General features: G+C 72.3%; 15 protein-coding genes. 8 read left to right on the forward strand and 7 right to left on the reverse strand.

The annotated features are described in order from the left end of the window. Positions 1-71 precede the first annotated feature (71 nt). From LO762_RS01925 to LO762_RS01940, 4 genes are all read left to right on the forward strand, one after another. On the forward strand, positions 72-2,396 hold the full coding sequence (locus tag LO762_RS01925) for a protein kinase (RefSeq protein WP_230611913.1): 2,325 nt from the start codon (positions 72-74) through the stop codon (positions 2,394-2,396). Positions 2,397-2,632: 236 nt separating this feature from the next. Then, positions 2,633-3,088: a hypothetical protein gene (locus LO762_RS33305; RefSeq protein ID WP_230611914.1), complete on the forward strand. Its 456-nt coding sequence runs from the start codon at positions 2,633-2,635 to the stop codon at positions 3,086-3,088. Positions 3,089-3,114: 26 nt separating this feature from the next. After that, the gene (locus LO762_RS33310; protein ID WP_308103320.1) at positions 3,115-3,435 is read left to right on the forward strand and encodes an STAS domain-containing protein; all 321 of its coding nucleotides are present in this window, start codon (positions 3,115-3,117) and stop codon (positions 3,433-3,435) included. Positions 3,436-3,493: 58 nt separating this feature from the next. Next, positions 3,494-3,823 carry a hypothetical protein gene (locus LO762_RS01940; RefSeq protein ID WP_230611916.1) on the forward strand — a complete coding sequence of 110 codons (330 nt, stop codon included), beginning with the start codon at positions 3,494-3,496 and terminating at the stop codon, positions 3,821-3,823. Between the two features lie 31 nt (positions 3,824-3,854). Here the strand turns inward: LO762_RS01940 and LO762_RS01945 are convergent, their stop codons facing one another. Next, entirely contained in the window at positions 3,855-4,811 is a 957-nt protein-coding gene (locus tag LO762_RS01945; protein WP_230611917.1) for a D-isomer specific 2-hydroxyacid dehydrogenase family protein, read from the reverse strand. A gap of 119 nt (positions 4,812-4,930) precedes the next feature. Between LO762_RS01945 and LO762_RS01950 the strand changes: the two genes are divergently transcribed. After that, a complete protein-coding gene (locus tag LO762_RS01950; RefSeq protein WP_230611918.1) occupies positions 4,931-5,182 on the forward strand; it encodes a helix-turn-helix domain-containing protein in 252 nt (83 codons plus the stop codon). A 3-nt stretch (positions 5,183-5,185) separates the two neighbouring features. Here the strand turns inward: LO762_RS01950 and LO762_RS01955 are convergent, their stop codons facing one another. The 4 genes from LO762_RS01955 to LO762_RS01970 all read right to left on the reverse strand — a co-directional run bounded on the left by LO762_RS01955 (position 5,186) and on the right by LO762_RS01970 (position 7,883). After that, positions 5,186-5,536 carry an STAS domain-containing protein gene (locus LO762_RS01955; protein WP_230611919.1) on the reverse strand — a complete coding sequence of 117 codons (351 nt, stop codon included), beginning with the start codon at positions 5,534-5,536 and terminating at the stop codon, positions 5,186-5,188. A gap of 103 nt (positions 5,537-5,639) precedes the next feature. After that, on the reverse strand, positions 5,640-6,272 hold the full coding sequence (locus LO762_RS01960; RefSeq protein WP_230611920.1) for a hypothetical protein: 633 nt from the start codon (positions 6,270-6,272) through the stop codon (positions 5,640-5,642). After that, complete coding sequence (locus LO762_RS01965) at positions 6,266-6,745, reverse strand: hypothetical protein (RefSeq protein ID WP_230611921.1); 480 nt, start codon at positions 6,743-6,745, stop codon at positions 6,266-6,268. Before LO762_RS01965 ends, LO762_RS01960 begins: the two co-directional genes overlap by 7 nt. A gap of 85 nt (positions 6,746-6,830) precedes the next feature. After that, positions 6,831-7,883: a hypothetical protein gene (locus LO762_RS01970; RefSeq protein WP_230611922.1), complete on the reverse strand. Its 1,053-nt coding sequence runs from the start codon at positions 7,881-7,883 to the stop codon at positions 6,831-6,833. A gap of 170 nt (positions 7,884-8,053) precedes the next feature. Between LO762_RS01970 and LO762_RS01975 the strand changes: the two genes are divergently transcribed. Further along, on the forward strand, positions 8,054-8,620 hold the full coding sequence (locus LO762_RS01975) for a hypothetical protein (protein WP_230611923.1): 567 nt from the start codon (positions 8,054-8,056) through the stop codon (positions 8,618-8,620). A gap of 22 nt (positions 8,621-8,642) precedes the next feature. Here LO762_RS01975 and LO762_RS01980 read toward each other — a convergent pair whose 3' ends face one another. Next, the gene (locus tag LO762_RS01980; protein ID WP_230611924.1) at positions 8,643-9,446 is read right to left on the reverse strand and encodes a trans-aconitate 2-methyltransferase; all 804 of its coding nucleotides are present in this window, start codon (positions 9,444-9,446) and stop codon (positions 8,643-8,645) included. 107 nt (positions 9,447-9,553) lie between these two features. On the opposite strand from LO762_RS01980, the gene LO762_RS01985 reads away from it, so the two are divergent. Continuing rightward, on the forward strand, positions 9,554-10,435 hold the full coding sequence (locus LO762_RS01985; RefSeq protein ID WP_230611925.1) for an enoyl-CoA hydratase-related protein: 882 nt from the start codon (positions 9,554-9,556) through the stop codon (positions 10,433-10,435). On the opposite strand, the gene LO762_RS01990 is transcribed toward LO762_RS01985, so the two are convergent. Further along, positions 10,432-10,644 carry a hypothetical protein gene (locus LO762_RS01990; protein ID WP_230611926.1) on the reverse strand — a complete coding sequence of 71 codons (213 nt, stop codon included), beginning with the start codon at positions 10,642-10,644 and terminating at the stop codon, positions 10,432-10,434. The two genes, LO762_RS01985 and LO762_RS01990, sit on opposite strands and share 4 nt — an antisense overlap. A gap of 143 nt (positions 10,645-10,787) precedes the next feature. On the opposite strand from LO762_RS01990, the gene fdxA reads away from it, so the two are divergent. Next, on the forward strand, positions 10,788-11,108 hold the full coding sequence (fdxA, locus tag LO762_RS01995) for a ferredoxin (RefSeq protein WP_230611927.1): 321 nt from the start codon (positions 10,788-10,790) through the stop codon (positions 11,106-11,108). The last annotated feature ends 24 nt before the right edge of the window (positions 11,109-11,132 follow it).

Here is an 11,132-nt window from a genome sequence, read left to right on the forward strand (position 1 = left end):
AGTGTTATGGACGGAATCCTGACTTGTGTGGAAGCATTCGTTGATCATGCTCCGGCGCGGAGGGATCACCGATGGGCGAGGTCTGGCGCCTTCGCGGATTCACCGAGCTGGCGGAACTCGGTTCGGGCGCCCAGGGTCGGGTGGTGCTGGCGCGGCGCGACGGTGAAGACGGGACCGTCGCGATCAAGTACCTGGCGCCGGAACTGTTGGCGGACGCGGCTTCTCTCGCCGTTTTCCGTGGTGAGGCGACGGTCCTGGCGCGTATAACGGATCCGCACGTGGCGACGCTGTACGGATACGTCGAGGAGGCAGCGGGCGCGGCCATCCTCATGGAGGCCGTCGACGGGACGTCCCTGCGCCGGATTCTCGACGCGCACGGCGCCCTGAGCCCCGAGGCGGCACTCGTTGTGCTGAAGGGCGCACTGCTCGGCTTGGCCGCGGCGCACCGGTCGGGGATCGTCCACCGGGACTTCAAGCCGGCGAACGTCATGGTGGAGCCGGACGGGAACAGCAAGCTCATCGACTTCGGGATCGCGGTGCTCCGGGGCCAGGGGGGACGTTCCGGAACACCTGCTTACATGGCGCCGGAGCAGTGGCAGGGCGCCGCGGCCACATCGGCGACGGACCTGTACGCGGCGACCTGCGTCTTCTTCGAGTGCGTGACAGGACGCCCGCCTTACCGGGGCGTGAGTATCGAGGCCCTGCGCGCGCAGCACGTGTCCGGGCCTCCACCGACGGAGGCGCTGCCCGAGGCTCTTGCCCCCTTGGCGCTGCGAGGCATGGCCAAGGATCCGGCCGAACGATCGGCGGACGCCGAGGAGTTCGTCTCGGAGCTGGAGGAGGTCGCGGCGGGCGAGTACGGCCGGGACTGGGAGGCCGTCGGGCTGCGGGCGCTGGCCGGATCGACGGCGGCCCTGGCGACGGGTGCGGTGGCGGTGGTCGGCAAGTCGGGGATCCTCGCGAAGATCGGGGGCTGGAAGGTGGCCGCGGGCGTCGCGGCGGCCGGATCGGTGACCATCGCCGTCACCGGGGTGGTCTTCTGGCCGAGCGACGATCTCGCCCCCGCGTGGGACACGCGCGCGGTCAGACCGGCGAGCGGCGTGGTGGCGGTCGACGGGGGCTTTGTGCTCTACGGGCACGACGGCCTTGGCGGTTTTGAGGCGGTGGGCCTGGAGGCGGAGAGCGGGCGGGTCCGTTGGCGGGACTCCGCGACGCCCTCGGCCAACGTGCACGGGGTCGGGCTGTATATGCGGGCGACCGAGCGGACGGCCTACTACATGCGTCCGGTGGGGCCGCCTGCGACACGGATGGCGGAACTCGTCGCGGCGGACGCCGGGACGGGTAGGCAGCGATGGACGTACGGCTCCGAAGGGCTGCTGTTCGTGGCTCCGCCCTCGCTGTGCGCGGCCGGGAGGATCTGCGTTTCGGTGTTCCGTGGTCCGTCGGCGCGCAGCGAGGTGCTGGACGCGGAGAGCGGGCGCCTGCTCAGTTCGTCTCCCACGGTCGATGGTCGCGCGCTCGGCCGGGTGGATGACGGCGAGACGGCCGGTGTCCTTTACGTGTCCCGGGAAGGCGGTGATCTGATGCTCGTGTCGGTCGACGGCCGGGTCCGATGGCGGAAGCCCGCGGCGGAGCTGTTCGGCACCGAGGTGACGCCCGACATGGGATGGCACATCCAGGACGAGGGAGGGGTCTTCGCGGGGCAATTGGGGAGGCCGGGCTTCCTGGACCGGGGGACGGGTGTGCTGAGGCTGGATCACACGGTGACCGCGGGCTTCGACGTGCGGTCGGGGACCCCGCTCTGGTCCGACTCCGGCAGCACGGTGTTCTGCGGAGCCGTCGACTACGACATCGCCCATCCGGTGCGCTGCCGGAAGAAGGGGACGTCGGAGGGCGGAGAGCTGAGCGGCCTCGACGTGACCCTGGAGGGATTCGACCCGAGGTCGGGCGCGGTCCGTTGGTCGTGGCACGCGGGGCGGGTGGAGGGGCTGGCGGAGAGTTCGGGTTCCGGCGTGCTGAGGATCAGCGATGTCGAGTACCTGATCCGCAACGAACAAGGCGCGTGGGTGCTGCACCTGGATGAGGGGGTGCGCCCGCTGCGGTCGGAGCCCCCGGTCGGCTGGTGCTCGGGTGCGGGGAAGGTACCCGGTGTCCCGGGAACGACGGTCCCGTCCGGGGGTGAGAACGCCTACCACCTGGAGACGCAACGGCCCTGTACGGCTGACGGCGCGACGGTGAAGGTGCCGAGGACCGCGCCGCTTTTCGCCGGGGCGCGGTCGGGGGGTGTTTTTGTGTGGGTTGATGAGGGGGTGGTGCGGGCGGTCAGGGTTGGGTTAGGTGGGGCGTCGACGGGGGAGGTGGGGGCTGGCATGGTGGGGGTTTGGGTTTGTGGGTGATGAGGAGGAGGAGTGGGATGAGTGGGGTGGCTCGGCATGGGGTGGGGGTGGTTTTGGGGGTGGTTTTGGGGGTGGTGGTCTGGGGGCCGCTGCTTCTGGGGCTGGCCTTTGGGATGGAGCAGGTGCGGCGGGCGGCGCTTGTCTCGCTTGGGGTGGGGGTTCGGCCTGAGTTCTGGGGTGGGGCGGTGACGCTTGTGGGGCTCGGGGTGGTTGTGGGGGTGTTGTGTGGGTCTCGGGTGTCGCCGCTCGCGTCGCTGGTGCCCGGGGTGTTGAACCTGCTGGTCGCGGTCGTGTGGCTCGTCGACGCGCGGGCGGTGTACTCGCTGGTGTTCGACTTCGCGCCGCGCCGGATCGGGTCCGGGCTGGTGACGGTGATCGGCGGTGGGACGCTGCTGCTGTTCGGGGTGCTGCTGGTGGCGGCGTCCGTGCCGCCGTCGCGGTGGCGGGCCGGGGTGCGGGCGGCGCGACCGCCGCTGCCCGGGGTGCCGCCGATCCCGTTCGGCGGCGGAGCCGGTGCCGTGCCGCCCCCGCACGTCCCCGGACCCGCGCAGCCGTTCGCGCCGGGCGGCGAGGCTCCGCACGCGCCGTCGTACGGGCCCGCGCAGGGGGGGCCGTACGGGGCCGGGGTGCCGCCGGAGGGGCCGGCGCCGGAGGGGAGTCGGTGGATGGAGCCGGGGAAGGGGGAGCGGTGAAGGGGAGGAGGGAGCTTCCGGTGGGGGTGCGGGAGGTTGAGGGGGCGGTCGTCGTGCGGCCTCGGGGGGAGGTGGACATGTCGACGGCGCCGGGGTTGCGGGAGGAGCTGGACCGGTTGATCTCGGGCGGGGCGCGCAGGGTCGTCGTGGACCTCGCGGAGGTGACGTTCCTGGACAGCACGGGGCTCGCGGTTTTTGTCGGGGTGTGGCAGCGGCTGCGGAACGAGGGCGGGTCGTTCGCGCTCGCCGCCGCGCCCGCGCACGTGGCGTCGCCGATGCGGCTGACGGGGCTCGACAGGTCGCTGAACCTGCGGGAGACGGTCGAGGACGCGCTCGCCGAACGGTGATCGAACTGGCGTTCGGTCGGTTTGTGGGATAAACCGGACGTATGTTCGAAGGTGTGGGATGCCGGTTCCTCCGGTAGTGCGCTACCGGGGGGCCGGTGGCATCGCCTATCTGCTGGCCTGGGGGCGCCGTCCTGACGGCTCGTGGTGGGCGCTGCTGGTGTGGTTGGAGACGTCGCCCGACGGGTGCCGGGGCTCGCGCGCCTGGGTGGACGCCGCCGACGTCGAGCGACTGCCGGGCGAGGACTACCGCCGGGTGCCGCGCCGCCCGCTGCCCGACCACCCACGGGACCGGGCCCGCGACCGCACCGACCCCCGCGACCCGGGCCGCGTCGGCCGCGCCGCCGACCGCGCCCGCCGCACGGCCCGCCGCCCCGACCCCGACTTCTGACCTTTGACGACCCGTGCCCCACCCAAGCCCGTCAGTACCCCGCCCCGGCGTCCACCAGCCCCTCCAGGGGTTTGCCAAGCCCGAACCGCCGCACGTTCTCCGCGATCCGGGCACAGAGCATCTCCGCCACGTACTCAGAAGAGTCCGCGCAGTGCGATGTCACAAGCACCCGGTCGCGGCTCCACAACGGATGCCCGTCCGGCAAGGGCTCCGGCGAAGTGACGTCCAGCCCCGCCGCTCCCAACCTCCCGGTATCCACCGCCGCGACAAGCGCCTCCGTGTCCACGTGCCCCCCTCGCGCCACGTTCACCAGAACCGCCCCCTCGGGCAGCAAAGCGAACTCCGGCGCCCCCACCACATGCCGTGTCTCCGGTGTCAAAGCCAACGCCACCACCAACACCTCGGTAGACGGCAGCACCGAGTGCAACGAAGAGAGCGGAAGCGTCACATCAGCCCCGGGCACCGGCGTGGAAGACCGACGCAAGGCCGTGACACGGCATCCGAACGGCTGAAGCAGCGCGATGAGTTCGGTCGCGATCCCGCCCCCGCCCAGGATCGTCACCGAGCGGCCGCCGAGCGAGCGCGGGTCGATGGGCAGCCACGAGGGCGTCCGGGCGTGCCGGACAAGATCTCGCAGGCAGGCGAGGATCAGCATCAGCGCGTGCTCGCTCACCTGTTTGGCAAAGCTTCCCTTGGCGCAGGTAAAGGTCTGCGGCCGGGTGAAGGCGGGTCCGAAGTGCTCGACCCCGGCCCACGGCAGTTGGACCCAGCGGATGTCCGGGTGGGCGTCCAGGGTGTCCAGGAGGGGCTGAGGGCCGCCGGGGAGCAGCCAGACCAGGCCCTCGGCCTCCGCCAGCGGGACGACCTCTCCGCCGCCCCGTACGACGGCCTCGGCGACTCTGGCGCGCAGCGGGCCGACCCCCACGTCGGTGGGCCGCCCGACGCCGTCGATGGCCTTTTCCGGGGCGATGCCGATCTTCACCTTCATATCGTGCAGTCTCTCAGTTCCCGCCCGTGACAGATGACGCACGGATTGGCGTGGAATGTCCGATCTTCGCGAGTTACTGTGATCTAGAGGAGCCGAATCGTCACCAGGAGGAGGACACCATGTCCGAAGCCGTGAAGAAGGGCGAGCGCCTGTCCGGAGAGCGTCGTGAGAAGCTCGCGAAGGAGATCGCCGAGGGCTACCAGGAAGGGCGCAGCATCCGGCAGCTCGCCGCTGAGACGGGCCGCTCTTACGGCGCCGTGCACCGCCTCCTCGTCGACAACGGGGTTCCGCTGCGCGGCCGGGGCGGGGCGCGCAGGCCCAAGAGCGCGCAGGGTTCTTCGACGACCCCCGGCAACCAGCAGAAGGGCTGACCCCTAACGCTGTCCGATCAACCCCTGTACGGCTTCGGCGACGGTGTCGTACAGGGGGATCACCTTGTCCAGCCGGGTGATCTCGAACGTCTTGCGGACGCGCGGGATCGCCCCGGCCACCGCCACGCCGGGGCCGAGTCCCCGGGTCATCCGCTGGGTCGCGACGATCGAGTTCAGCCCTGCGGCGGCGCAGAACCGCACCTGCCGCATGTCCACGATGACGGCCCTGTCCCCGAAGCCGATCGATTCGAGCAGCGCCCCCCGGAACCACGGCTCGGACGCCACGTCGAGTTCCCCGTGCACGTTGACGAGCACGTACGGCCCGCAGTCGGCCACTTCCGCCCCATAGTCCATGGAACGCCCCTTCCCCGTGACAATTCAGAGTCGCGCGGGTGCGCGGCGTTGCCAAGGGGGAGGGCGCGACAAATTACCGATCTTTGGGGGTGTCCAAGCTGGCTCACCTGCCTGTTCGCGTCTGGGCCTCGTGCACGACGACCGATGTCGTCCCCGACGCGGGCACGGAGAGCTCGCCGGAAGCCTCGTCGCATCCGCCGGTGCAGCGCCACGCCACCCGATACTCCACCGTCGCGACGACGCGCAGTGGGTCACCTGACGCGCGCGTCCAGGTGTGGACACAGCGCGCGCGCGGAAGGCACGCCTTGCGCCCTTCGGGGCCGAGGTCCCAGACGATCCGCGTAGGCCGTCCGACGAGCTCGACCCGCCTGCCCGCGACGGCCGCCGACGCCCTGCGGGTGCGCCACAGGCCGTCCTGGACGACCAGGTCGGTGGGCATGTTGACCAGGGTCCTGGGCGCGGGGGCCGTCCGGGGGCGGGGCAGCGGAAGCCGGAGCGCGGCCTTGGCCATCCCGACGAGGTCGGCGGTGGTGATCAGCGGCGTGTCGACGAGCGCGGTGCCGCAGTAGTCGGCCGCCTCCGGACAGGCGGCGACGTTCCTGACGGGCGCGGAGCGAGGCCGTCCGCCTACGCCGCCATCCGAGAGGGTCTCCAGGCAGGTGATCACGGACCCGGTGTCGCAGACCGGCTCGGAGGGCTGCACGGGCAGCAGGATCAAAGCGAGCGCACTCAGCACGTGCCCTCCGCCCTGACGGACGCGACCTTCCACGTCCCGTCGAGGACGAGCCGCGTGTGCAGGACGGCCTGCTCCGGCCGTGGCCCCGGCGGGCGGCGCCTGCCGGAGGCGGCGTCGAAGGTGGTGAACCCCGGCGAGCTGACGCAGTCGGCGACCAGCGCCGTCCCGCCCTTGATCCACGCGACCGACGGGTTCAGCGCGGTGTGCGTGCGCCGGACGACCGAGCGCCGCGCCTGCGCCCGCACCACGCCGTCCAGCCGGGACGTGAGCGGTTCGACGGTGACCGCGCCGAGCCCCGAGGTGTCGTTGCCGCCCAGCGCCGTCTGGAAGGCCCGGTGGAAGTCCAGGTAGGCGGCGAGGACGGCGGGCCGCTGGTCGGGCGCGGGGGGCGCGGTGCCGGACGGCTGGAAGATCCCGGCCGCCGCGTTGGTGCAGGCTGTCGTCAGCAGGAGGCAGGCGAGTGCGGGACGCATGCCGGGGAGCCTAAGCACCCCGGCGGCCCCGCGTGGTCACTCCGAGAAATCGTGCCGGTTCATGCCGTGCGCATGCTCCGACATCTCAGGACAGCAGGTCGACCAGCAGCGCGGACGGTTCCCCGCCGCCCTCCACCGGGTCGATGAGCGCCGCCGTGTCGATCCGGTCGAAGCCGGGGCCGACCATGACGTGCTGGGCGAGCACGTGTTCGGGCCGGTAGCCGCGACGGCGCAGCGCGTCGCCCAGCAGCGGCCCGAGGACCCGCCCGACCGGGAACAGCTCGGGCGACTCCGCGCCCGCCTTGCGCAGGATGTCCGCCGCCCTGCCCTGACGGACCAGCGCGACGACGTCCGCGCCCAGCACCACCGGATGCCCGAGGAACTCCGCCGCCGCGCCCCGGATCCGCACCGCGCACCGGGCCGCCGCGTCCTCCCACACCGTCTCGTCCACGCCGTCGAACGTGACGCCGCGCAGCCCGGCGGGCTCCCGGCGGACGGCGGCGGCCAGCCGCTGCGACGTGGGGCACCCGGCCGACACCGGACACATCTCGGGTGGCGCGGCGCTCGCCAGGCCCTCGGCCAGCGCCTTGGCGAACCCCGCCTCCACCTCGACGGGCAGGGGCCGCAGCGGCACCGGACGGGCCGCCCGCTCGCGCTGGACGCGGCCCGCGCGCCACGCGTCCCAGAGGTCGACCGGGTACCACCCGGCGGCGGCCAGCGGCCCCACGTACTGCAGGACGAACCGCTCGAAGGTGAACGCCAGATAGGAGGCGTGGACGAGCGCGGAGGCGACCGACTCGGGCGAGACGACCAGGGCCTCGGTGACGGAGGCGCGTCCCCCGGCGTGGAAGGCGAGCGGCCGGGAGGCGACGGCCTGCGGCCGGGCCAGCTCGTGCGCGACGACGGCGGCGAGCTCGTCGGCGGGCAGGCCGAGCACGTGCGGGAGGCCGAGCAGCAGGACGCCGGGCGCCGCGGTGACCTCGGCCCGCGGGTGGAGGCCGACCGCCTCCGGCGCGGCGACGCCGAGCCTGGCCGCGGTGTCCTGGACCAGCAGCCAGAGGTCCGGCTGGCTCTCGGCGGTGACGGGCACGGCCGCGCCGTGCCCGTCCAGGCCGCCCGATTGCGCTGTGTTCCTCATGAGAACCGGAGGCTACCAACCGCCTCTGACATCACTTCGGGGGCCGGGAGATCACCGGGCGCCGACGGAAGATCACCCGCGCGTAAGGTGGGGACATGCTGCGACTACGTGAGGCCCGGACCGGACAGGTCGTCGGAGTCCGGTCCGGGCCCCTGAGACTCTATGTCCAAGTGCCCGGTGACCTGCGCGTCTGCCTCACCGCCGATCTGCTCCGCCGGCTGGCCCCCCGGCTGCGCAGGCCGACGCTGTCCACCGCAGCTCAGGACGCGGACCACACGCCCTGGAACATCCCTCCGCTGGACGCCGGAGACCCCCTCCCGGGGGCGTTGAGTGTGGGAAACGTCACGTCGGGCGGCGACGTCGTCTGCGGCCCCTGGACGGCGCCGTCGGACGTCCCCGGCGATCCCCTGGCCCTCCGCCTCGCCCTCTTCGCCCGCCACTACGCCGACGAGGTCGAGATCACCCCCGATGACCTGGCCGTTCACGCCGGAACCCTCGACCGCTGGCGGCGCGCGCTCGCCCGCTGGGCCACCGAACCGTCCAAAGCCCCGGCCCCCGCCTACGCCGAAGGCACCCTCGCCGCCCTCTGCGACGATCTCGACACCCCGGCCGCCCTGACCCTCCTCGACCGGCTCACCGAGGACGTCACGATCCCGCCGGGCGCCAGGCTGGAGACGGCCCTCCAGCTCGACCAGATCCTCGCCCTGGACCTCCCCCGAGCCATCGGCACCCTCTAGCGATACGACCCGACGCCGTCGCCTACAGCAGGCCCAGGGTCGGGATCGTGGCGGCCGGGGGAGGGGTGCCGCCCGCCTTGCGGACGGCGGCGAAGCGGAGCCTGACGTAGTCGGCGACCCAGCCGGACTCGCGGCGCAGCGCCGGGGCGGCCAGGTCGTTCACCCGGGCCAGCAGCGCGGGCGTGATCTCGGCGGGCACCTCGCGCAGCGGCTCGGCGGCGAACACCCGCACCCAGTCGGCGGCGCCGTTGGGCCCCTCGGTCATCCGGGTCGGACGGTCGAAGTACTCGAGGATCCGGACGGTGAACCCGGCCTCCTCCAGCCGTGCCGCGTACCCGGCGGGGGTCGGGAAGTACCAGGGCAGTTCCGGCTCGGTCAGCCCGAACTCGCGCCAGGCCGTCTGCATCGCGGCGATCAGCTCGGCGCAGTTGCCCGCGCCGCCCATCTCCGCGACGAACCGCCCGCCGGGCCGCAGCGCCGAGTAGACGCGGGCGATCACCGCGTCGGGGTCGCGCGCCATCCAGTGCAGCGCCGACATGGAGATCACCGCGTCGTAGGGGTCGGAGACGGTGAAGTCGTGCGCGTCGCCCAGCGCGAACGACAGCTCGGGGAAGTTGACGGTGGCCTGCGCGATGAGCAGCGGGTTGCCGTCGATGCCGAGCGGGTTGGCGCCGCGCGCGTGCAGCTCGGCGGTGAGCAGGCCCGCCCCGCAGCCCAGGTCGATGACGCGCTCGCCCGGCTGCGGGTCGAGCAGGTCGATGAGGGGGGCGCCGTGGGCTGAGACATATCCGAAGGCGGAGTCATATGTCGCCACGGACCAGTTCATGCAGCGAAGATATCCGACCAATGCGACCTGGCGGGGGCTGTCCGGACACCCGGCGCGACCCCGTCCTAGAATCAGATTCGACATCACGCGCGAGAAGGCGGGGACCCATGAGCTACACGGAGATCGGCTACGAGGTCGACGAGGGCGTCGCCACGATCACCCTCAACCGGCCCGCGCGGCTCAACGCCTACACCAACACGATGCGGCTGGAGACCCTGGACGCCTTCGACCGGATCGACGCCGACGACGCGGTGCGCGCCGTCGTCGTCACCGGGGCGGGCCGCGCCTTCTGCGCGGGCGCCGACCTGGAGGGCGGCGCGGACACCTTCAACCACGAGAAGGCCCTCGACATGTTCGCCGACGAGGACACCCTCGCCGACGGCAAGACGCCCCGCGACGGCGGCGGCACCGTGGTCCTGCGGATCGCCCGCTGCCTCAAGCCGGTGATCGCCGCGGTGAACGGCCCGGCCGTGGGCGTCGGCGCGACCATGACGCTGCCGATGGACGTCCGGATCGCCTCCGACACCGCGAAGTTCGGCTTTGTCTTCGCCCGGCGCGGGATCGTCACCGAGGCCGCCTCGTCCTGGTACCTGCCGCGCGTCGTCGGGATCTCCCAGGCGATGGAGTGGGCGATGACGGGCCGGGTCTTCCCCGCCTCCGAGGCGCTCGCCGGACGGCTCGTCTCCCGCGTCGTCCCCCCGGCGGAACTGCTTCCGACCGCCTACGCGCTCGCCAAGGAGGTCGCCGAGAACACCTCGGCGGTAGCCGTCGCGTCGATCAGGAGGCTCATGTACGCGGGCCTGTCAGCCGAGACGCCGTGGCAGGCGCACGCCAGCGACTCGAAGCTGATGGCCGCGCTCGGCCAGGCCGCCGACGCCGCCGAGGGCATCAAGTCGTTCCTGGAGAAGCGGCCCGCGGAGTTCCCGATGGCCGTCTCGCGCGACCTGCCCGAGGCGCTGCCGGAGTTCCCGAAGCGGCGCGAGGACTAGCGCGGCCTGCGCGGCGGCGCGGGCGGCACGACCTTGCCCGCGGCGAGGATCGCGGCGGGCACCTCGACGACCTCGTCGGTGCGCCGCCGCACCCGCAGCACCCCGTCGGCCCACGACTCCAACACCCCGACGACATCGGAGTACTCTCCGGTGGGGAGGCGTCGGCGCAGCGAAACCCGCCTGCCGACGTCCGCTGGTGTGACGGTCACGGCAAGACGCGCGGCGAACTGGGATGACAAGTGGGTACCCCCACGTCGAAAAGACTGCCCTGCGCCAGCAATACTATTGCCCACAAGCTTACGGTGAGCCGTGGCTGACGGCGGGGCCGGGGAAGTACTGAGAGGAGTACGGCGTGACCTACGTCATCGCGCAGCCTTGCGTGGACGTTCTCGACAAGGCATGCATTGAGGAGTGCCCGGTCGACTGCATCTACGAGGGGCAGCGCCAGCTCTACATCCACCCGGACGAATGCGTCGACTGTGGTGCGTGTGAGCCCGTGTGCCCCGTGGAGGCCATCTACTACGAGGACGACCTTCCGGATCAGTGGAAGGACTTCTACAAGGTCAACACGGAGTTCTTCGACGACATGGGGGCCCCCGGCGGGGCGTCCAAGGTCGGCAAGATCGAGCGTGACCACCCGATCGTCGCCGCGCTGCCCCCGCAGGGCGAGTAAGACGCCACGGCTCCCGTGTCGCGG

This window comes from Actinocorallia sp. API 0066, assembly GCF_020991275.1.
Lineage (GTDB): Bacteria > Actinomycetota > Actinomycetes > Streptosporangiales > Streptosporangiaceae > Actinocorallia.

What these genes read in the sequence shown, in the direction of transcription:
- LO762_RS01955 (WP_230611919.1), bottom strand. Translation starts at nt 5,536, where the DNA reads ATGGACTATGGGGCGGAAGTGGCCGACTGCGGGCCGTACGTGCTCGTC.
- LO762_RS01950 (WP_230611918.1), top strand. Translation starts at nt 4,931, where the DNA reads ATGTCCGAAGCCGTGAAGAAGGGCGAGCGCCTGTCCGGAGAGCGTCGT.
- LO762_RS01940 (WP_230611916.1), top strand. Translation starts at nt 3,494, where the DNA reads ATGCCGGTTCCTCCGGTAGTGCGCTACCGGGGGGCCGGTGGCATCGCC.
- LO762_RS01965 (WP_230611921.1), bottom strand. Translation starts at nt 6,745, where the DNA reads ATGCGTCCCGCACTCGCCTGCCTCCTGCTGACGACAGCCTGCACCAAC.
- LO762_RS01980 (WP_230611924.1), bottom strand. Translation starts at nt 9,446, where the DNA reads ATGAACTGGTCCGTGGCGACATATGACTCCGCCTTCGGATATGTCTCA.
- LO762_RS01985 (WP_230611925.1), top strand. Translation starts at nt 9,554, where the DNA reads ATGAGCTACACGGAGATCGGCTACGAGGTCGACGAGGGCGTCGCCACG.
- LO762_RS01945 (WP_230611917.1), bottom strand. Translation starts at nt 4,811, where the DNA reads ATGAAGGTGAAGATCGGCATCGCCCCGGAAAAGGCCATCGACGGCGTC.
- LO762_RS01925 (WP_230611913.1), top strand. Translation starts at nt 72, where the DNA reads ATGGGCGAGGTCTGGCGCCTTCGCGGATTCACCGAGCTGGCGGAACTC.
- LO762_RS01970 (WP_230611922.1), bottom strand. Translation starts at nt 7,883, where the DNA reads ATGAGGAACACAGCGCAATCGGGCGGCCTGGACGGGCACGGCGCGGCC.